The sequence below is a fragment of the Pedobacter polysacchareus genome (assembly GCF_019802255.1).
Taxonomy (GTDB): Bacteria; Bacteroidota; Bacteroidia; order Sphingobacteriales; family Sphingobacteriaceae; genus Pedobacter; species Pedobacter polysacchareus.
This window is the reverse complement of sequence record NZ_JAHYSS010000006.1, coordinates 310,930-332,739: the sequence shown is the minus strand read 5'-3', so window position 1 is coordinate 332,739 and position 21,810 is coordinate 310,930. Positions and strand designations below refer to the sequence as shown.

Below are 21,810 nucleotides of genomic sequence, written 5' to 3'. Positions count from 1 at the left end.
TGTGAAATTGTTGTATTAGTTCACTGGGTTATTTATAGGTTATTTTCGTTCCAGTTGGCATGGAAAATACCTTCTTCGTCTGTGCGTTCAAAAGTATGTGCACCAAAAAAGTCTCTTTGTGCCTGCGTTAAGTTTAAAGGCGAATTTGCAGTTCTTAACGAGTCATAATAAGTCAGAGCGGAAGCATAACAAGGTACGGCAATACCATGTTGGATAGCAGTAATGACCACATTTCTAGTTCCTGGCAAGATATCTTTTAACTGTTTCTGAATACTTTCATCTGAGTATAAATGAGGAAGCTCAGGTTGTTTCTTATAAGCCTGATAAATATCTTCTAACAATACCGCTCTGATGATACATCCACCACGCCAGATCTGTGAGATCTCTTGTAAGTTCAGTTCATATTTATATTCAATAGAAGCTTGTGCTAATAAATGTAAGCCTTGCGCATAAGAAGTGATCATGGCAAAATAAAGCGCTTGCTCTAAATGTGCTTCAAATTCTTCAGTGTTTTCCACTTTTTGTGATGGATGAGGCAATGCTGCACCTAAAGCAACGCGTAAAGTTTTGAATTTAGAAAGATCTCTTGAACTCACCGACTCATTAATCGTTGGAATTGGCAATTGCAGATCCATAGAAACCTGTGAAGTCCATTTTCCAGTACCTTTAGATTTCGCCTGATCTTTGATCACATCAATCAGATAACCACCAGATTTCACATCTTTCACTTTGAAGATGTCTTTGGTCACCTCTAATAAGAAGGACTTCAACCTGCCGTTGTTCCATTTTTCGAAAGTAGCATAAATCTGCTCGTTGTTATAACCAAGGCTGTTTTTCAACAAGTCATAAGTTTCCGCAAGGATTTGCATTACACTATACTCAATACCGTTATGCACCATTTTCACGAAATGACCAGAAGCACCAGGGCCGATATATGCTACACAAGGATCGCCGTTTACTTTCGCAGAAACTGCTTCAAGAATTGGTTTAACCGCATTGTAAGCTTCTTTGTCACCACCAGGCATCATACTAGGACCAAATCTTGCACCTTCTTCACCACCAGAAATACCCATACCAAAGAAATGGAGTCCTTGTGCTGCAAGTTCTTCGGCTCTTCTGCTGGTATCTGTGAAATGAGAATTTCCACTGTCAATGATCAGGTCACCTTTATCCAATAATGGAACAAGCTCTTGAATTACACTGTCTACAATCGCACCTGCTGGTACCAGAAGAACGATTCTTCTTGGCAATTCTAAACTCTGTATAAAGTCTTCCAGCACGGCAAAACCTTTCAATTGATGTGCTTTTCCGTCCTCTTCCAGCTTCTTTAACATGTCAGGACTCTTGTCGTAACCGGTTACAGAATAGCCATTGTCGGCCATGTTAAGCAATAAATTGCGGCCCATCGTGCCCAGGCCAATCATTCCTAAAGTGTACTTGTTCATTATTTGTTGTTTATTTTAGGGTGAGTAGTAAATACATGAAATTTATCTTCCAGGTCCCATAACTTTGCACCACCCTTGATTCCGTCTTTATTGGAAACGAGTATGATGTTAGGGTCTAACTGAAAAGTAATTTCTTTTGAATTGCCACCACCGATATATAGGGTATCGTAATTAAATACGGTTTTATAAATTTCGATCACGCGCTGTAAGCGTTCATTCCAATCTTTCTTCCCAACTTTGTTAAAACCTCTGTCGCCGATGTAATCGTCGTAGTCTTTATTCTTGCTGATAGGAAAGTGTGCGAGTTCCAGGTGAGGAAGCAGGTCGCCGTCGTATAATAAGGCAGTGCCGAAACCGGTGCCTACTGTAAATACAATTTCAAAACCTTTTCCTGATACTACCCCTAAGGCCTGCTGATCGGCATCATTAACCAAACGCACCGGTTTGCCAAAAGTATCACTGATCTGTTGGGCAAGGTCCACATTGTTCCATTTGTTCTTTGCCAGATTAGGAGCGGTAAGTACCACACCACATTTCACATATCCAGGAAAACCGATAGAAATTTTAACAAATGACTGGTCCAGCTTTGAAGCCAGTTCCTTGATACATTTGATGACTACCTCCGGGCTAGAGTTTTTTGGAGTAGGAATTTTGGTATATTCAGAAAGGAGTTCCCCTTTAACATCTAAAATACAAGCCTTAATGCTGGTTCCACCTATGTCGATGGATAAAATGTTGCTGTTTTTCTTTGCTGCAGGCATGTGTAATTGATGTAAAGATAGCTCGGTGTATTAATAACACTCAAAATAACAAAAAATCGACCATTTAAAGATGCTAAACATCAATATAAAACAATAAAAAAACATTAGGTCTGATCCAGACCTTGTTTGATCTCTGTGAAAAGTAAGCCGCTTCCGCCTCCAAAGTGGTATACCACAGGGGTTTCTGGTCTTATTTTTTTTAATTCTCTTTCCAGTTCCTGCTCCGCTTCCGGAGCCAGGCCAGCACCCATTAATACGAGGTCAAAAGCCCGGGAACGAAAGCTGTTCAGTGCTTCTGCTGCAGTTGCCGCACCGGCAACTGCAAATTCTCCGGATTTTTCAATCAGTCGGATTAAGGTGGCTAAAATTTCCTTGTGACAGCACATCACCAATATTTCTTTCTTTTTCATGGACTTAATAATTCATGGGTACTTCCATTAAGAGTACTTCCGCATCTGTTAATATATTGATGTCCAGTTTGTCAACCTCCCAGATTCCCAAACCATCACGTTCTGCCAAATCCTGTCCGTTTACCTGGATCGATCCCTTAATCACAAAAACATACACTCCGTTCTCTTTACGTTTCAAAGTATAGTCGGTTTTTAATCCAGCATCAAATTTTCCCAGATGAAACCAGGCATCCTGATAAATCCATACGCCCGCATCGTTTTTATCAGGAGATAAAATCTGAATAAACTGGTTTGGCAATAAAGTGGTGTCGTAACGTTCCTGCTGATATCTAGGTGTTACATTCCTTTGATTTGGAAACAGCCAGATCTGTAAGAATTTGGCAGGCACATTTTCTTCCTTATTATATTCCTGATGGTAAATGCCTGTTCCGGCACTCATCACCTGAATCTCCCCTGGCTCAATAATGGCCACATTGTGCATGCTGTCTTCATGTTTCAAGCCACCTTCCAATACTATGGAAATGATCTCCATATTGTCGTGAGGATGCTCCCCAAATCCGGTGCCTCCATCAATTTTATCGTCATTTAATACCCTTAACGCTCCAAAATGAATGCGTTCCGGGTTATAATATCCTCCAAAACTGAAGGTTTGAAAACTCTTTAACCAGCCATGGTCTGCTGTGCTGCGGCTGTCTGCTTTATGTAATACGGTCTGTGCCATAATTATAATCTTAATTATTTGTGATTTGAAAAACCAAGGTTCTGGCCAATTCCAACTCTGCTTTACTAATGGTATGAACTCTTCCTGGATAAATGCTGACAGTGACCTGTGCATTCATTTCTTCCAGTATCTTTTTACTCTCATTTACCCTGGATACAGGTACATGCTGATCCGGATCTCCAGTGCTGATGAATATTGGCGTTTGTTCAAAATCTCCGGAATAATTAGATAAGTCAAGCTGTTCCCCAATTAATCCACCTGTAAAAGCCACCACACCCCCGTATCGTCCTGCATTTCTAGTCACATATTCTAAAGTCAGACATGCTCCTTGTGAAAACCCTACAAAGAAGATTTTGTTTTGAGGAATCCCTTGTGCCTCAATTTCTTCTACTAATTCTTTGACGACTGATAGCGCGGAATCAAGTGCCGGCTGATTTTCTGCAGCCGGAGCCATAAAACTATAAGGATACCAGCTATGGTTTGTAGCCTGTGGTGCAAACAATGCGGCATCATTTACTTGTAAATGTTGATTCAGGGAAAGGATGTCTGTTGCAGACGCGCCTCGGCCATGCAAAAAGATGATCGCTTTTGCTGCCGAATCCACAGGCAATCCGGCAGTACTGATATTTTTATGATGGATATACATATTAATCTAATTTTGGTAAAATACCTTCAATGATGGTACGGTTACTTTCGTATTGTGCAGGCAATTTTAAATGCGTGCCTAACTCTTCCAAAGGTTCATCAATAGTGAATCCTGGATTGTCGGTCGCTAATTCAAAAAGTACACCTCCTGGTTCGCGGAAATATAATGAATAGAAGTAATTACGATCGATTTTCTCCGTGATGTTCAAACCCAGTTTTACAATCTGATCTCTGAAATACATCAGTGTTTCTTCGTCTTTTACCCTAAAGGCAACATGGTGTACAGAGCCACCTGCCACATGACCAATCCCTTCACCTGGTGCTTCTACTAAATCCACAATAGCCGCATGTTCCACTGCATCCGTAATAAAACGGGAGCGGTTCACCTCTTTAGTCAGTAATCTGTAGCCAAAAACACCGGTCAGAATTGCTGCGGTTGCTTCTATTTTATTGCTGGTAATGGTGATGTGGTGAAATCCATGCGTCGCATGTGCTTTCGTCACTTCTTTAGTTTCCCACTGCGGCCTGCTATCTGGACTTTGCGCTTCTGTTAATTCAAATTTTAACCCATCAGGATCTAAAAAGGTCAGATACCTTTCTCCGAATTTTACCGCAGGTTTATTATAAATAACATTGTTCTCTTCTAATCTTTTTTGCCAGAAATCAAGACTTCCTGCAGGAACACTATACCCAATCTCAGTCACCTGTCTGGTTCCTCGACGGCCAGCGCCAATGCCTTCCCATGGGAAGAAGGTTAAAATACTTCCTGGAGTTCCATATTCATCACCATAATAAAAATGGTACGTGTTTGGATCATCAAAATTGACGGTTTTTTTTACCAGCCTCAAGCCTAATATGCGGGTGTAAAAATCATAATTTTTCTTTGCATTGCCTGCGATTGCAGTAATGTGGTGGATACCTAAAATTTCATTTTTCATAGCTCAATTCTTAAATTACAATACAAATTTACGGGTATGAATTTTCCTGGATCTTACCATATCGTAAGAAATACATTTTTTGATTATCTTTAAGAAAAGGAAAACATAAGTCATACCTAAAATGGATTCAGCTATTGAGGGTTAATTAATGTCATAAAAGTTTCATAACTGACTATTAGGGGGTGAATGTTCAGGATTCCTCCCTAAGTTTGGGAACTTGTAAAAATGAATTGCCATACGATGAAAAAGAATTTTATCTCCAATTCTCCGGAATCTATCAGAATGTTCAAGAGCCCGCTTTTAGAAAGTTTATCGAAGATCCCATATTTTGTGCCGCTGCTGGTATACGTTCCTGTTATTGTTTATTTTTGCTGGCAAGCGGTAGTACTTAATTCAATACTTGCTGCAATAGGTCATGTGTTATTAGGGCTTTTCATCTGGACATTTACAGAATATATATTACATCGTTTTGTGTTTCATTTCTATCCGAAATCCGAATGGGGTAGAAGGATTCATTTTATTTTCCATGGGGTACACCATGATTATCCGAATGATGCCCAGCGATTGGTGATGCCGCCATCTGCCAGCATTCCTTTGGCTGCCGCTTTCTATTTTCTTTTCCGCGCGATATTTCCTGCAAACATGCTGGACGGTTTCTTTGCGGGTTTCATCATGGGCTACCTGTTCTATGATATGACACATTATATGCTGCACCATGCTAAATTCACTAATCCTTTCTGGAAAAAATTGAAACAGCACCATATGCTGCATCATTATGATGATGCAACTAAAGGTTATGGGGTAACTTCTGATATTTGGGACAAAGTGTTTGGTTCTGAACTTACCAAAAGGTAATCAAGGATCTTAATTGCCAAAAAAGCTTAACGTTTTGACAATTAACCCAAACTTTATACCTCAAATTCCTGCTTTCTTTGAATTGTCCTACCATATGATTTAACGGTGAGACAATTTATCAACGCATACCATGAGAACAAAAGTTTTAGGGACTAAAGTACTGACTCAGATTGCCGCAGTCTTTGCTTGCGGGGTCCTTGCCGGTTTACCGCAAAAAGGAACTGCACAAATTTTCACGGATAAGAATTATGTCAAGATCAGCCCAACAGATACAGAAGCTGATATCATCAGAAAAGCAGCCAATGTAGTGCCTTCCCCAAGGCAGCTAAGGTGGCAGCAACTCGAACTGACCGCTTTTATCCATTTTGGAATCAACACATTTACCAATAAAGAATGGGGAGATGGAACAGAAGATCCTAAGATTTTCAATCCTGAAAAACTAGATACCCGCCAATGGGTAAAAGTGTGTAAAGATGCCGGTTTTAAACAGGTCATCTTAACTGCTAAACACCATGATGGCTTCTGTTTATGGCCAAGTAAATACACGGAGCATTCTGTGAAAAATAGCCCTTGGAAAAACGGAGAGGGTGATATTGTGAAAGAAATGGCAGCTGCCTGTAAAGAGTTTGGCATCGGTTTTGGCATTTATCTTTCCCCATGGGATCGCAATTCTCCGTATTTCGGAAGCATGGCCTATAACGATTATTTCATCAATCAATTAACCGAATTGCTGACTCAATATGGTCAGATTGATGAAGTCTGGTTTGATGGGGCCAATGGTGAAGGACCTTCTGGTAAAAAGCAGGTTTATGAATATAATAGATGGTATCACCTGATCCGAAAATTACAGCCAAAAGCAACCATTGCCGTTTCTGGCCCGGATGTGAGGTGGGTAGGAACAGAAACCGGTTATGGCAGAGAGACGGAATGGAGTGTGGTTCCGGCAGATCAGATGCGCACTGAAGTGATTGCTGATAATTCTCAGAAAGCAGCAGAATTTGCGCCAAGAGATATGATGGACAATGACCTGGGGGGCAGAGCGAAAATCGCAAAAGCGAAAAGCTTGGTTTGGTACCCTGCAGAAATTGATGTATCCATTCGTCCAGGTTGGTTTCATCATCCGGCAGAAAATGATAAAGTGAAAACTCCTGATAAATTAATTGACATTTATTACAGCTCTGTTGGCCGGAATGGCGTATTGCTGTTGAATATTCCACCGGATAAAGAAGGGTTGATCAACGAAAGTGATGTAAATGCACTAAAAGGTTTCAAAAAACAACTTGATGAAACCTTTGCCAATAATCTATTGAAGAATGCAAAGTTAAGCGGCAGTACTCCGAAAAAAACAGCTCTTTTATTTGATGGAAAAGATAGCTCTTACTGGAAAATGATTGGTAAATCCACACCTGACGTACTGGAATTTAAAATGGACAAACCACTGAAATTTGACGTACTTGCGGTACAGGAAAACTTGCAGCTCGGGCAGCGTGTTGAATCTTTTGTACTGGAATATAAAGAAGGGGAGACCTGGAAGAAAATCGTTGAAGGAACGACTATCGGCTATAAACGTTTACTGCGTTTTCCGGCAGTGACCGCTAATGAGGTTAGGCTGCGTATTCTTTCTTCCAGATTGACACCAGCGATTGCAGAAATCGGATTGTACCTTCGTCCTGCTGCTAAATAGCGGGTAAAGGAATAGGATGCGTTAACTAGGATAAAGCCCCTCGAGTTTTCAGGTGCTGAGATGGATTTATAGATTGCAGATTTTTACCTTTAACTAAGGTGGAAATCTAAAAAACAAATAACCAAATTAAACCGAAGATGAAAAGATTGATTTTTTCAGCCTTAAGAATTTCAGCGTATTCGCTTTTAATTTTTAATGGTGTTGGGTCAAACGCGCAAACGATCAAAAAAGATTGGTTGCTGGATAACGCTGCTTACCCCGCTAAAATATATGCGGTTCCTGAGAAAAAAGAATTGGTGCTCGACAATGGCCTGCTGAAAAGGACTTTTAAGATCAGCCCTGATGTAGCTTGTGTAGATTTCATCAATCTGATGAACGGACAGCAATTGCTCAGGGCTGTAAAACCAGAAGCGCGCTTGGTTATTGATGGTCGGAATTACAATGTTGGTGGTTTATATGGCCAAAAAGAAAATGCGTATTTATTGCCTTCCTGGGTCAATGATTTTAAGGCCGGAGACAGCAGCTTTCATTATGTTGCTCATCAGATTACCGAACTGAAACCCTTCCTGAACTGGAAAACACAAATGTGGGCCGGGAATAAAAAACAAGCAGCTGGGAAAGTGCTTTCCTTCAGCTATCAATCAGACCTGCCGGCTTTAAAAAATATCGAAGTACAAGTGAATTATGCCATCTATGATGGCCTTCCTTTAATCACCAAATGGCTTAACATAAAGAATAATTCCGGGAAATCTATCCAGCTGGACCAGGTGGTCAGTGAAGTTCTGGCGGTAGTGGAGGAAGAAAGTGCCGTGGTCGGCGCAGCAACTTTGGACAATACCACGGCGCGGGGAATGAAGGTGCCGCAAGGGATTTATCTGGAAAGCAATTTCGCTTTTAACAATGCCATGCGTTACCCGATCAGCGACCAAAGTACCCATTGGAAAGTCGATAAATCATATACCTCTCAGGTTAATTACGACTATCAAACTCCATGTTTATTGGAAGTACATCCCAGTAGGAATATAGGCATCGATCTGAAAGCAGGAACCGCATTTCAGTCGATCCGTACCAATGAATTGCTGTTGGACAGTTACGACCGGGAAAGAAGAGGATTGGCTATTCGGAAAATGTACCGTAGCACCATGCCCTGGACCACCGCAAATCCGATTTTCATGCACCTTGTGAGTAAAAACGACGAGGAGGTACTTACTGCAATTGATCAATGTGCGGCAACAGGCTATGAAGCGTTAATTCTGAGCTTCGGGAGCCATTGCAATATGGAAGATACCAGCAGTACCAATCTTCATAAATGGAAAACATTGAGTGATTATGCCCATAGCAAAGGCTTGTTCATCGGGAGCTATTCTTTATTTAGCTCACGTAAAATCAGCGATGCCGACGATGTAATTGATCCTAAAACAGGTCAGCCAGGAGGTGCGTTTTTTGGAAATGCACCTTGTTTTGGCAGTAACTGGGGATTAGGGTACCTGAAAAAGTTAAAGACCTTCATGAGTAAAACCGGATTCGATATCTTCGAAAATGATGGTCCTTATCCGGGAGATGTATGCGCCTCTACGAGTCACCCTGGCCATGAAGGATTGGAAGATTCCCAGTGGAAACAGATGGAATTGCAAAAAAGTCTGTATCACTGGTGTAATGAAAATGGGATTTATGTGAATGCACCAGATTGGTATTTCATGGATGGCACCAATAAAATTGGAATCGGTTACAGAGAAGTGAATTTCTCCCTGTCGCGTGAACAGCAGATGATCCTGAACCGTCAGAATATTTTTGATGGGACCTGGGATGAAATTCCATCTATGGTATGGGGATTTGTACCCCTTACAAAATACCAGGGTGGTGGACCAGAAGCCGTTTTGGAACCTTTAAAAGACCATTTAAAAGATTACGAACAATTGATGGTACAATATTATGGTGCTGGTATTCAGGCTTGCTACCGCGGGCCTCGATTGTATGATACTGAAGAAACCAAGAGAATGGTGCAAAAGGTAGTAGGCTGGTATAAAGAGAACCGGGAAATTCTAAATTCGGACCTCATCCATTTACGAAGGGCTGATGGAAGGGATTGGGATGGATTGATGCATGTGAATCCAAAGCTGAAAACGAAGGGAATGATATTATTATACAATCCGCTGAAAGAAGAAATCAAAAGAGAACTTAAAATTCCAATGTACTATACCGGATTAAAAAACACAGCGACATTAAGGGTTCAAAATGGAACACCTAAAAAATATACGCTGGATCGGGAGTATAACATTAAGTTTCCTGTGATCATGAAGCCTGAAAGTTATACCTGGATAAAAATTAACGAATAAATTTCGATACAAGAGATTTATGGCAAGATAAAGCAATTTGAAAGTTAAGAAAAATGGAAAGTTGCTGTTATGCCTCACGAAACAAAAGTGTTTCGGTTAAAAAAGATAATTAAAATATAAACACCTTCCTTACGACAATCGTCTGTTGACTAAACGCCCTGCTAAACGCAGGGTGTTTGATAAGCTAAAGTCAAGATAATAATCCTATAATTGAGGCTTTTGTTCTTTTTAGTTCAATAAATTTTGCAATACCCATAAATGGGTAAAATTAAAACCAGTTGATATACAGTGTTTTAGGTAAAAATATTGCAGTTTACATCAATTATTTTACTATAGTTACAATAATATTCCATTTATCTATATTAGCTTTGCTTCCGGATTGATGTTTTTTGTAAGATGTTGACCTTCCAATATGTACAAAAAAGCAAATGCCTTATTGTTCAATATTATGGTATTCAATATGTTTCCAGTAAAGAAAAAAGAACTGAAACGCTGCAAAAATAGTCATGGTCCAGAACATACTTTGCTACACTTGTGGCCAATTATTTCGGGATATCCTTAAGAATTATAATTGAATCAGACCCTTCACCTGGAAATCGGTGTCTTGGGTAAAAGCTATACTATCACGATCTAAATTAACAATACCGTAATCTCATGAATAAAACAGTTAAGCAATACGCCATGCTTATTGGGTTGCTATTTGCATTTGGTGCAAAAGCTCAGGTAGGAATAGGTACTAACGTACCGGATGCCAGTGCGCAGCTTGAAGTACTCTCTACTTCCAAAGGTTTACTTATTCCTAGACTCACCCTTATTCAACGTGAAGGGATCAATAATCCTGCCAATGGTTTATTGATCTACCAAACCAATACCCTTCCGGGCTTTTATTATTTCAATAATGGGCAATGGCAGCGATTGGTAAATAATTCGGAATTAGGTGCTGGCGGCGGAACTGGAACTAGTGGAAATACCATTTTAAGTGGTGCTTCAACGCCTTCTCCAATGATTGGTACCAATGGTGATTTTTACCTTCATTTAGGTAATAACAGCCTTTATGGGCCAAAAACAGCTGGAGCATGGCCAAATAACGGTATTTTATTAGTCGGCCCAAAAGGGGATAAAGGCGATAAAGGGGAGCAAGGTTTAAAGGGTGATCAGGGACTGAAAGGTGATCAGGGATTAACTGGTCAACAAGGTTTAAAAGGGGATCAAGGGCTTCAGGGAATTCAAGGATTAACTGGTCAACAAGGTTTAAAAGGGGATCAAGGGCTTCAGGGAATTCAAGGATTAATTGGTCCACAAGGTTTAAAAGGAGATCAGGGGCTTCAGGGAATTCAAGGATTAATTGGTCCACAAGGTTTAAAAGGAGATCAGGGACTTAAAGGAGAAAAAGGGGACCCGGGAACTCCGGGGAATTCTTTGCCTGGAACGGGGAAAGCGGTCACATCATCTGGGACTATTGCCATTGGCAACGGAAGAGAAGCAGTATTGACAGATTTAACCCTTGACCTGGCGGATAATGCGGTTACTTCTATAAAGATTGCAGATGGTTCCATTTCAAACGTTGATTTAGACAAAAGGAATATCCCCTTAAGTGGATTCGGCGCGGCGGCAAAGAATGTTTCTATGGGCGGCTTTAAATTAACAAACTTGTTAGATCCGACTAATAATCAGGATGCAGCAACTAAAAAATATGTAGACGATAAATTAGTAGCAGGTGGGGCATTACCAATGCTGAGCTTCGATGCTGGATATAACCTGTCTATTAAAGGTAGTAATACGGTGAGTTTAGCCGATTTAAACCAAAGTTTAAGCCTGGAAGGTACGGTGATCTCGATTTCTGGACCAAGAAATAGTAAAGTTGATTTACAAGGTTTACTAGGAAATGGCGGTTCGGGAGGAAAACAAGTAGCGAGTACTGTACCTGTAGATCCAAGGGGAGGGGTAACCTCCACCAACGTACAGGCTGCACTAGAAGAACTACAAGCAAAAATCACCACTGCTGCTGGCGGTGGGATGACTTCCGTAAAGCACGACGCCACCTTAACCGGCGATGGAAATGCAACACCTCTGTCTATTGCCGACAATGCGATTACGTCCGATAAAATTAAAGATGGCAGTGTAACTGACGCTAAAATAGGAACCGTAAGCGGTGGTAAAGTCACTGGAAATATTCCGGGAAACGCCACAAATGTGACCGGAATAATAGCTATTGCAAATGGTGGTACAGGTGCAGCCAATGCCGCTGATGCAAAAACAAATTTAGGCCTTGGTAATGTAGATAACGTAAGTGACATAGATAAACCCATCAGTACATTAACGCAAACGGCACTGGACGCCAAAGAAGATAAAGCGAACAAAAGCACTTCTATTCTAACAGATGCTGCTTCAGATATAAAGTATCCATCGGTAAAAGCAGTTAAATCTTATATTGACTCAAAAGGTGCTATTGTAGATGCAACAACAACTGCAAAAGGTCAGTTGATGCTTTCTAATGACCTTGGTGGTACAGCTGATGCACCGCAAGTATTAAAGGTTGGCGGCGTAACTGCGGCCGATATTAAAAAAGGGGTAGACCTTGCAAATGCAGCAACTGCTGCCAATTTGGGTGAAACCATCGTGAAGAGAGATGCCAATGGCAATATTGTAGTTGGGAAAGTTACTGGTGATTTAATTGGGAATGCTTCCACTGCGACTTCTGCAACCTCTGTTACCGGAGTGGTTCAGGTGCCAAATGGTGGTACCGGGATTGTTTCTTACACACCTGGAAATTATATCAATGCATTGGATGCAACTACGCTACAGCAAAGAACACCTGATCAGGTGAAAACAGATCTGGGTATTAATGCTAAAGAAGATGTGGCTAATAAAACGACTGATGGAACATTGGCTTCAAACTCACCTAATAAATATCCTTCAGAAAGTGCCGTACGTACTTATGTAGAAGATAAAGTAAATGCTGCTGTAATCGGAGCAGGAGGAGTGCCAAATGCAACCTCAGTATTATTAGGTAAGGTACAGCTGGCCGGAGATCTTGGAGGTATTGCAGCAGCACCTACCGTTCCTGGATTATTGTTAAAAGAACCTCTGATCACTGTTTTACCAGTTGCAAAAGGTGGAACAGGATTAGATACTTATACCACAGGAGGACTCCTGGTTGCAGAAACGCCAACAAAACTGGCACAAATTAGTAAAACACAGTTAAAATTAGACCTTGGTCTGGATAAAGTATCTAACGTTGCTGATAAGGACAAAATCATTAGTGACGCGACTAAAACAGCTTTGCTGGATAAAATCGACAGAGCTGAGAAAGCAACAGCAGGAGGTGTAGCCACCTTAGATGGCAATGGAAAAATTCCTTCCAGCCAGATCCCTGCAATTTCTTTCTCTTCAGTAAATGTAGTGACTACACAGGCAGAGATGCTGGCCATTTCAGGAGCCCAGGTGGGAAGTACAGTAATTAATACCAGCGAATCTAAAAGTTTTGTGCTGGCAGCACTTCCAGCAAGTGCTTTGAACAACTGGAAAGAAATCCTTACGCCAGGTGCAGGTGTACAATCCGTAAATACAAAGACAGGAAATGTAACCTTAACGGCTGCAGATCTTGGCTTAAACAATGTAAACAATACCAGTGATGCCAATAAGCCGGTCAGTATTGCCACTCAAGCCTTGCTAGATGATAAAGAACTGCTCGCTAATAAAAGTCTAAGTATTACCACAGATGCTTTATCTGATCAGAAATATCCAAGTGTAAAAGCAGTAAAAGCCTATGTGGATGCCTCTACTTCAGCAGGTGCACCAGATGCAAGCTTATCTGGAAAAGGTATCGTACAATTGGCTGGTGATTTAAATGGCACTGCAGCAGCCCCTAAAGTTGCTTTTGTAAGTGGAGTAACCGCTGCACAGGTAGCCAGTGGTGCAAATGCAGCGAATGCTGCAACTACCTCAGCTACCGCAAATACCATCGTTAAAAGAGATGGAACAGGGAAAATTGTTGGGGAGCTGCTAGGAAATGCCAGTTCGGCAACTACGGTTACAGGAACTGTAGGCGTCGCAAATGGCGGTACTGGGATCAATTCATATACTGCAGGAAATTATATCAAAGCAACTGGCGCAACCACCTTAGGGCAGGTGACGCCTGCAGCGCTTAAAACAGAGCTGGGCATTGATGATAAAGAGGAGGTTAGTAATAAAACCCTTAGCATTACCACAGATGCTGGATCAGATGTTAAGTACCCTACTGCAAAAGCGGTGAAAACTTATGTGGATGCTCAGGTAGGAGGTGGTTCACCAGCAACTTCTACTACAAAAGGTATCCTCAAATTGGCAGGTGATTTAGCACATGCTTCCGGAACGGCAGACCTTCCTTTGGTTGCAACTGTTGGCGGAGCAACTGCTGCAAATATTAAATCAGGGGTAGACCTTGCCAATGCCGCAACTACGGCAAGTACGGCAAATACCATTGTAAAAAGAGATGGTACTGGTAGTTTTAATGCGACAACAGCGACCAAACTAAGTACACCAAGAACCATCAATGGAGTTAATTTTGATGGCTCTGCAAACATTACGATTCCGGGAACACCTGTGCCAACAGACCTGACGTATACGGTAGGAGCGATCAATGGAACCTTGCAGTCCAGCACTGCAGCAGGAGCTGGAGCTACGATTACCGGTGCGACGACTACAGCTGCTGGTTTAATGCCAGCCACTGATAAAGTTAAATTAAATAAAATTACAAGCCCTGTTGCCGCTGATGCAGGCAAAGTACTTACTGCTAATGCTTCGGGTGATGCTACCTGGGTAACACCAGCAGCAGGTGGTGGTGCTACATATACCTTACCCGCAGCTACAGCTGCTGCGCTGGGTGGGGTAAAAACAGGAGCCGGAATTGCCATTGATGCAGCCGGAGTAATTTCTACTAAGACGGATCTTACTTATACTCCGAGTGCCACAAATGGAACTATCAATAGTTCTACAAGTAATGTCGCTGCCGTGATTCCTGCAAGTTCAACAACTGAGGCAGGTTTAATGTTGCCAGCTGAAAAAAGTAAATTGACACCATACCCGATCGTTACAGCGGGAGACAAGGACAAAGTTTTAACAGTAAATGCAGCAGGAACAGCCGCAGTCTGGGCTACTCCAGCTGCTGGTGGTAATGGTGGTGCTGCCGTTGCAATTAAGCATTATCATCCTAGCGGCTTGCCTTATGCCATGGTTAAAGCAACCGGTGATGGGATTACCATCGCTCAGGCAGAAGGTGCAATTGCTGGAATCCAGAGTAAGTTTATCGTGACAGTCCCACTTGGAGTGACACTATTGTCAGTAAAGCTAAATATCGACAATGCACTTTTTGGTAAACCAACAAGTGATCCATCACCAGTGATCTTTTTTGATATCAAAGATGCCAACATGAACAATAATAATGTGGATGATTTCTGGGGACCAACAAATGTAACTGCAATTGACAGGACATCTGGTATTCCTGCAAATTATTGGTCAATTGGTGCTACAGGAAAAGCGTTTTTCTTATCAGTGGAGAGTATCAAAGACAACACGATCAACATGAAATATATTCCAAGTATTATGAAGACATACACTATAATATTAAGTTTCTAAACCATTATTGCTGTTGATTAATTAAAATGAAGGAAAGTCTATAATGAAAAGATATTATTTCTATGTACTGGTAACTACGACTGTGCTTCTGTTTTTAAGCTTAGCAAGTAAAGCACAAACACCACTTAATGGTAGGTTTTATATTAGTGGAGCATCAGAAACACCAGCTACGCCCGGTTCTAATTATACCATTGAGGGAACTTTTACTGATCCAAATTACCTTTATACTGTTTCGGATATATTACCAGGTGATATGATTGCTGATAATACAGGTCAGACATTTAGAATTGATAAAATTGTTAGTATTGCCGGAGATAAACTAATTGTAGACGTTACTTATTTGAGAGGAGCAGTATTTGAGTCCTCTACTTATCCTAGTGCTTATGGTACGGGAACATTATTTCGACCAACATCCAATGGGTATCCGATAGGGACACATGATCCTGAAAATGTCAATGAGGCTTTAAAAATAGCCGTAATGAATGCTGCTATCCAGGATATTGATAGGGATATACGTGCCTTTAAATCAGGTACCGATGCAGAGATTCCTAAAAATCCCAAGTTCGGTGATATTTTCTATAACGTAACCGACAAAAAACTATATGCTTTTACTGAAAAAGGCTGGGTAACTCTAGCGGGTGGCGTCATCGCCAGCGGTACTAAGTCAGAGTTTCCGAATCCTGCAAAAGCAGGAGAAATGTTCTTCAATAAAGACGATAACAACACCTATATCTACAATGGGGTTTTATGGTTTAAAATCTCCACTAATGGATCTACACCTACAGGCAATACAAACCCTGATCCATTGGTGGCAAAGGTAAAAGAAGGCGACTTGTTTTATAACCAGACTGATCATAAACTGTATGTTTACAATAGCATCAGCTGGGTATCGATAGACAATGTACTGAGTGAAGGTCATATTTTTGTGGGTAATGCTTCCAATGAAGCCGTTTCTGTGCCCTTATCTGGGGATGCAACCCTAAACAGTGCGGGTAAGCTGACCATTAATAATTTAGCCGTGATCAATGAAAAACTGGATAAATCCAATATCCCATTGAGTGGTTTCGGTTTCCCGATAGCAGATATCAAGATGGGGAATGGGAGCAGTAATTTCGGGATCAAAAATCTAAAAGGCCCATCTGTAGCGAGTGATGCCGCAACCAAAGGATATGTGGATGCGCTGTTCGCGGATCCGGCAACCCTGGTATTGCCATCCAATAACTTTTTTGTAGGAAGTACCTTAAATGTGGCTACCCCAACTCCAAAAAACCTGATCCCTATTTCTGGATTTGATAAAGCCATAGATAATGTATCTATGGGAGTAAACACAGGAGCCAAATTTAAAATCATCAACCTTGGCGAACCCATAGATCCACAGGATGCAGCTACTAAAAATTATGTAGATACCAGAGCCATCAATCTTAATAAAATTACTTTGGCGAAAGGAAGCTTTTTAATTGGTAGCGACCTGAACGTGGCGAGCCCAATTCTAAAAAGCGCCATTTCCATCACAGGATTTGCTGTTCCCACTAAGGAACTTTCTATGGCTGGTTTTAAAATTATTGACCTGAAAGCACCGGAGGCTGAGTCGGATGCCGTAAATAAAAAGTATGTGGATGAACTGAAAATTTCAGGTTCCAGTTTAAACTTAACCGCAGGCAACTTTTTCGTAGGTGATGCCAATGGCAAAGCAGGAGATGTATTGAAAAATACCATCCCTTTAAGTGGGTTTGCCGCACCCACAACAAGTGTGTCTTTTGGTGGGGTGGTATTGACTGACCTTGCCGATCCTAAAATAGAAACTGACGGGGTAAATAAGAAATATGTAGATGGTCTTTTCAAAGCTCCGGAAACAGCGCTGAGCCTTCCTGAAGATAATATGTTTGTTGGAAGTGCTACAGGAAAAGCAACAGCTATTCCTAAAGTGCAAATTCCCCTAAGCGGATTTGCCAAGCCAATAGCAAATATTGAAATGGGGGATGCAGATAATTTGTTTCAGATCAATTTTATGGCTGATCCGAAACAACCTCAGGATGCTGCAACTAAAGCTTATGTAGATCTTAAGGTGGCCAACCCTGCAACGATGACCTTAGCTACAGATCACATCCTGGTTGGAAATAGTGTAAATAAGGCAGAAGCGATTAAGAAATCAGCCATTCCGCTGAGTGATTTTGCGCTTCCAAAAGCAAACATTTCTTTCGGAGATGGAACCACAAATTTTAAATTGGTTAACCTTGCTGATCCGGAAACTGATCAGGAAGCGGCGACAAAAGCCTATGTGGATTCAAAAACCGCAGGAACAGGTCTTCCTGCTTTAGCAGTAGGGAAGTTCTTTATTGGTGATGCTGCAGGTAAAGCTTCCGAAATTGATAAATCTGCCATTTCCTTAACTGGATTTGGCGTACCTACTTTGCCATTGGCAATGGCTGGTGTAAAAATAACTGGCCTTGCGGATCCAGCCGATGCACAAGATGCGGTAACCAAGAACTACCTGGATACAAAATCATTTACAGCTGATGCCATCGCGCTGAAGAAAGACTTTTTCTTAATCGGTAATACTGCAGGTAAAGCCTCAGAAATTGACAAATCAGCCATTTCCTTAACAGGATTCGGTGTGCCTACGGCGCCATTGGCAATGGCTGGTCTAAAAATAACCGGTCTTGCGGATCCAGTTGATGCACAAGATGCAGTAAATAAGCAAAGTCTGGATGCAGGACTAATTACTGCCGCTGCGGCTGGAAAAGACAACCTGGGTAACCATACCGCAACTACCAATGTGATCCTTGCTGGAAACGCCATCAGTGCTGATGGTATGGCAGGAAAAGGGGTCACTTTTGAAACGGATGGAAGTGCCATTTTCGCACAGAGCCTAACGATCCAGGCCAACTTTTACACCCCTTCCGACCGCAGGTTGAAAGACCATATTGAAACGCTAAGCTCCACACTTCAAAAGATCGATCAGATCAGAGGAGTAAGGTTCGAATATAAAGACCAGCGCAAATATGCCGCAGGGCCAAAAATCGGTGTGATCGCGCAGGAATTGCAAAAAGTATATCCTGAAATGGTGACTACAGGTAAAGATGGTTTTCTAAAAGTAGACTATACGCAGCTGACAGGAATCCTGATCCAGGCCATAAAAGAACAGCAAAAAGAGATTGAAGATCTGAAAGCGCAAATGAGTAAACAGCAGGAGCAGATTGACCAGATCCTTAAAAGATTAAAATAACAAAGAATTGAAGCTTAATGATGACCATCAATCCATTTAAAAGTGTAATCCTGATTTCGGCCTTAACGGGTATGATGTCTGTTGCCGTGCAGGCACAGGATGTCAGTTTAAAAATACATTTATCTGGGGTAGCCAAAAGCAAGATCAGCCTGCTTTCCTTAACCGGTGCTTCCATTAAAACCGTGGTAGAGCATCCTTCGATTAACAAAGGACAAACGGCAACACTGAGCATTCCAAAAGCATTGCTGCCTGCTGAATTTGTATTGCGTTTTGATTTCCAGGAACAGGAAAACAGCAACCCTTATCCTTCAGAAAAGCATATTTTTATTAGTGATCAAAATCTGGAGTTATGGGCAAAGCCAAAATCCCTGGCCAATCCAGACAGCACTTATTTCCAGAAGGACGAAAGGGAAAATACCCTGATGACCAGATTCAGCATGGAGAACTTTAAAAAGAGAGAACAGCTGGGTTTATTACAAAACTTCCTGATGAACTATGACCAGCCGAGCTCGAAGTTTTTCCAGATGGGAACCACAGAATATGACAGCAGGCGTGAGGTCTACAACAAATGGTTAGCCGCACAAACCGAACAATATAAAAACCTTTTCGTGAGCAACACTTTTGTGTTCCAGCACATCCCGCCAATCGTTTGGAATGGGACAGAAATGGACAGAATGAACAGTGCAATCGACCATTATTTTGATGGCATGAATTTCAAGAATCCGGCGATCCTGCAAACCAATGAGCTCAAGGAATGGATGAACAAATATGTGAACATTTATGGCGCGATGTCTAAAACCATCGAGCTCCGTGATTCCCTGTTTAGCCTTGCCGGAAAAAGAGCCATTGAAAAAGCAAAATTGGGCAACCCTCAGGTTTACGGATGGATGGTAGATTATTTCTATAATGGTTTTGAGAGTTTCAACCTGACTGCCGGTATTAAAATGCTGGAGCCTTACCTGAATGATCCACAATGTCTGACAAGTAAAAGAAAAGCAATTGAGCAGCGATTGAAAGGGATGGAGACCTTAACTGTAGGTTCCGTAGCGCCTAACTTCAATTGGAGTTTAGCCTCCGGTAAAACGGTTCCTTTCCACGACTTTAAAACAGAAGCCAAATATAAACTGGTGCTGTTCTGGTCGGCCGATTGCCAGCATTGCAAAGAGCTGATGGAAAAACTGCATCCCTGGTATCAGGATGCTTCAAAAAAGGAAATGATGGACGTGTTTGCCATCAGTCTGGATGAAACAGAAACGGAAATTCCAGCCTGGGAAAAGGCAAAGGTAAAGCTGGGCTCCTTCAAACATAAAAGAGCAGATCAGGGCATCAGAAGCCCGGAAGCAGCCGCCTACTTTGTGCTTTCTACACCAACCATGGTATTGGTAGAAGCCAAAACAAATAAGATTGTAGGCTTGCCGGAAACGGTTGCCCAGCTGGAAGCAGAAATGAAATAATTAGCCCGGTATAAAAGAGATTAAAACAGAAATAATGAAGAAAATAATCGCATCACTTGCCCTTAGTTTCCTGCTTTTACCAGCGGTAGCCTTGAAGGCGCAGTTAAAAGTGAGTTCGGAAAGTCTTTTTATTCAAAATGGAACGGTATTCAGCACGGAAGGGTTAACCCTGGTGCCTACTGCTGATTTGCAATTGAATAACCTGACCATCAGTAAACAGCCTTCGGTGGTGATTTTTCCAAAATACAACAGCATTCAAAGAATGTACAGGTTTAGTAAACCGATCAACTTTGAAGGGGAACTGGCCATGAGTTATGAGAATGTCGAATTGAATGGCAATGAAGCTAAAGACCTGGTGCTGACTTATGCGCCCATAACCAGCAGCAATGCCAAAGATTTTATTCAGGTAACGGAAAGTGTAGTCAATACCGATCAGCGATATATTGGCCAGCTGTTTGCCAAGGCGATCCTGCTTTCAGACGTTACTGCGGTGAGTATGGTTGCTTCGGTAGCGAAACCTTATACGGATCTGGAAGGAAATAATATGATCACCCCCAATGGTGATGGCAAGAACGATACCTGGGTGGTGAAGAATATCCAGCTTTATCCTAACAATGAGCTGAAGATTTTTGACCGCGAGGGCAGGGTCGTATTTACCATGTTTGGCTATGACAATTCCTGGGATGGGATGTTTAATGGGATTCCGCTTCAAGAGGACACCTATTATTATATCCTGACTTTAGACTCTGGGAAAGGTAAGAAAACAGGATTTATTTCTATTGTAAGAGACAAATAATCAGATAAAATTGATCATGATGAAATTAATAGTGCGGAGGATTTTAGTTAGTGGAAGTATAATGATTGGACTGTTTGCAGCAGGGCAGAATGCCATGGCACAGATCAGACCTTTGGGTGCCCAATATTATGAAAATCAATACCTCAGTAATCCTGCATTTGCAGGGATGAATGAAGGCCTAAATGTAAATATAGGTTACCGTAACCAATGGAGATCCATTCCAGGATCACCAGTCACCATGTCGCTGACCGGTGATTACCGCTACGAAAAAGTGGGATTGGGGCTTTCTGTTTATAACGACAATGCTGGACTGATCGGACGTACCCGTGTGATGGGAACTTATGCATATCACTTATCCTTAAACGGCGACAATAGAAGCCTGCATTTCGGTGTCTCCCTGGGGATGATGAAAGAAAAGCTGGACAACAACAACATCATCGCTGCACCTGATGACATCTCCGCGCAGAACTTCAATCAGCGCAAAGCATTTGTAGATGGTGATTTCGGAATTGCCTTTACCAATGAAAGGTTTACCCTCCAAGGGGCCTTGCCCAACCTAAAGAAATTCATGCAGAAGGATGATCAGAATACGGTAGACGGCTCTACTTACTTTGTAGCTGCTTCCTATAAAATCGGAACTAGTCTGGATGTGGTTTCCATTGAACCAAAGATTAGTTTCAGAGGCGCCAAAGACATTGATAACATCTGGGACATCGGAACCAATGTGAAACTGGAAAACAACATCCTTTCATTTTTAGGAATGTACCATAGCGACAAGAGTTCCAGTTTTGGTGTTGGAGTTGCCTACGACAGGTACGTGATTCAAGGTTATTACACCAGTCAGCTGGCCGGAGAACGCCAACGTACAGGTGGTGATTTTGAAATCAATATCAAGATTAAACTATTCAACGAAGGAAAATAAA

Annotated in this window: 14 protein-coding genes; 8 read left to right on the top strand and 6 right to left on the bottom strand. The window is 41.6% G+C overall.

The genetic code is table 11. The annotated features are described in order from the left end of the window. Positions 1-32: 32 nt before the first annotated feature. From gnd to K7X70_RS18860, 6 genes are all read right to left on the bottom strand, one after another. The gene (gene gnd / locus K7X70_RS18885) at positions 33-1,445 is read right to left on the bottom strand and encodes an NADP-dependent phosphogluconate dehydrogenase (protein WP_222538541.1); all 1,413 of its coding nucleotides are present in this window, start codon (positions 1,443-1,445) and stop codon (positions 33-35) included. Next, positions 1,445-2,206 (bottom strand): ROK family protein, encoded by a 762-nt coding sequence (locus K7X70_RS18880; protein ID WP_222538540.1) that lies wholly within the window; start codon positions 2,204-2,206, stop codon positions 1,445-1,447. The genes gnd and K7X70_RS18880 overlap by 1 nt, the downstream gene beginning before the upstream one ends. A 104-nt stretch (positions 2,207-2,310) precedes the next feature. After that, positions 2,311-2,616: a hypothetical protein gene (locus K7X70_RS18875; protein WP_222538539.1), complete on the bottom strand. Its 306-nt coding sequence runs from the start codon at positions 2,614-2,616 to the stop codon at positions 2,311-2,313. Positions 2,617-2,620: 4 nt separating this feature from the next. Further along, positions 2,621-3,337, bottom strand: a complete 717-nt coding sequence (locus K7X70_RS18870; protein ID WP_222538538.1) for a pirin family protein — start codon at positions 3,335-3,337, stop codon at positions 2,621-2,623. Between the two features lie 10 nt (positions 3,338-3,347). Beyond that, positions 3,348-3,983, bottom strand: coding sequence for an alpha/beta hydrolase (locus K7X70_RS18865; protein ID WP_222538537.1), 636 nt, complete (start codon positions 3,981-3,983; stop codon positions 3,348-3,350). A 1-nt stretch (position 3,984) separates the two neighbouring features. Further along, positions 3,985-4,920 (bottom strand): ring-cleaving dioxygenase, encoded by a 936-nt coding sequence (locus K7X70_RS18860; protein ID WP_222538536.1) that lies wholly within the window; start codon positions 4,918-4,920, stop codon positions 3,985-3,987. Between the two features lie 240 nt (positions 4,921-5,160). On the opposite strand from K7X70_RS18860, the gene K7X70_RS18855 reads away from it, so the two are divergent. The 8 genes from K7X70_RS18855 to K7X70_RS18820 all read left to right on the top strand — a co-directional run bounded on the left by K7X70_RS18855 (position 5,161) and on the right by K7X70_RS18820 (position 21,809). Further along, positions 5,161-5,775, top strand: a complete 615-nt coding sequence (locus tag K7X70_RS18855; RefSeq protein ID WP_222538535.1) for a sterol desaturase family protein — start codon at positions 5,161-5,163, stop codon at positions 5,773-5,775. 130 nt (positions 5,776-5,905) lie between these two features. After that, positions 5,906-7,459 (top strand): alpha-L-fucosidase, encoded by a 1,554-nt coding sequence (locus K7X70_RS18850; RefSeq protein WP_222538534.1) that lies wholly within the window; start codon positions 5,906-5,908, stop codon positions 7,457-7,459. A gap of 137 nt (positions 7,460-7,596) precedes the next feature. Next, entirely contained in the window at positions 7,597-9,795 is a 2,199-nt protein-coding gene (locus tag K7X70_RS18845; protein WP_222538533.1) for an alpha-galactosidase, read from the top strand. A 654-nt stretch (positions 9,796-10,449) separates the two neighbouring features. Beyond that, positions 10,450-15,411 (top strand): beta strand repeat-containing protein, encoded by a 4,962-nt coding sequence (locus K7X70_RS24490; RefSeq protein ID WP_222538532.1) that lies wholly within the window; start codon positions 10,450-10,452, stop codon positions 15,409-15,411. A gap of 43 nt (positions 15,412-15,454) precedes the next feature. Continuing rightward, positions 15,455-18,637 (top strand): tail fiber domain-containing protein, encoded by a 3,183-nt coding sequence (locus tag K7X70_RS18835; RefSeq protein WP_222538531.1) that lies wholly within the window; start codon positions 15,455-15,457, stop codon positions 18,635-18,637. Positions 18,638-18,654: 17 nt separating this feature from the next. Then, positions 18,655-20,091 (top strand): TlpA family protein disulfide reductase, encoded by a 1,437-nt coding sequence (locus K7X70_RS18830; RefSeq protein WP_222538530.1) that lies wholly within the window; start codon positions 18,655-18,657, stop codon positions 20,089-20,091. Between the two features lie 34 nt (positions 20,092-20,125). Beyond that, positions 20,126-20,887, top strand: coding sequence for a T9SS type B sorting domain-containing protein (locus K7X70_RS18825; protein ID WP_222538529.1), 762 nt, complete (start codon positions 20,126-20,128; stop codon positions 20,885-20,887). A gap of 16 nt (positions 20,888-20,903) precedes the next feature. Then, complete coding sequence (locus K7X70_RS18820) at positions 20,904-21,809, top strand: PorP/SprF family type IX secretion system membrane protein (protein WP_255607421.1); 906 nt, start codon at positions 20,904-20,906, stop codon at positions 21,807-21,809. Position 21,810 lies beyond the last annotated feature (1 nt).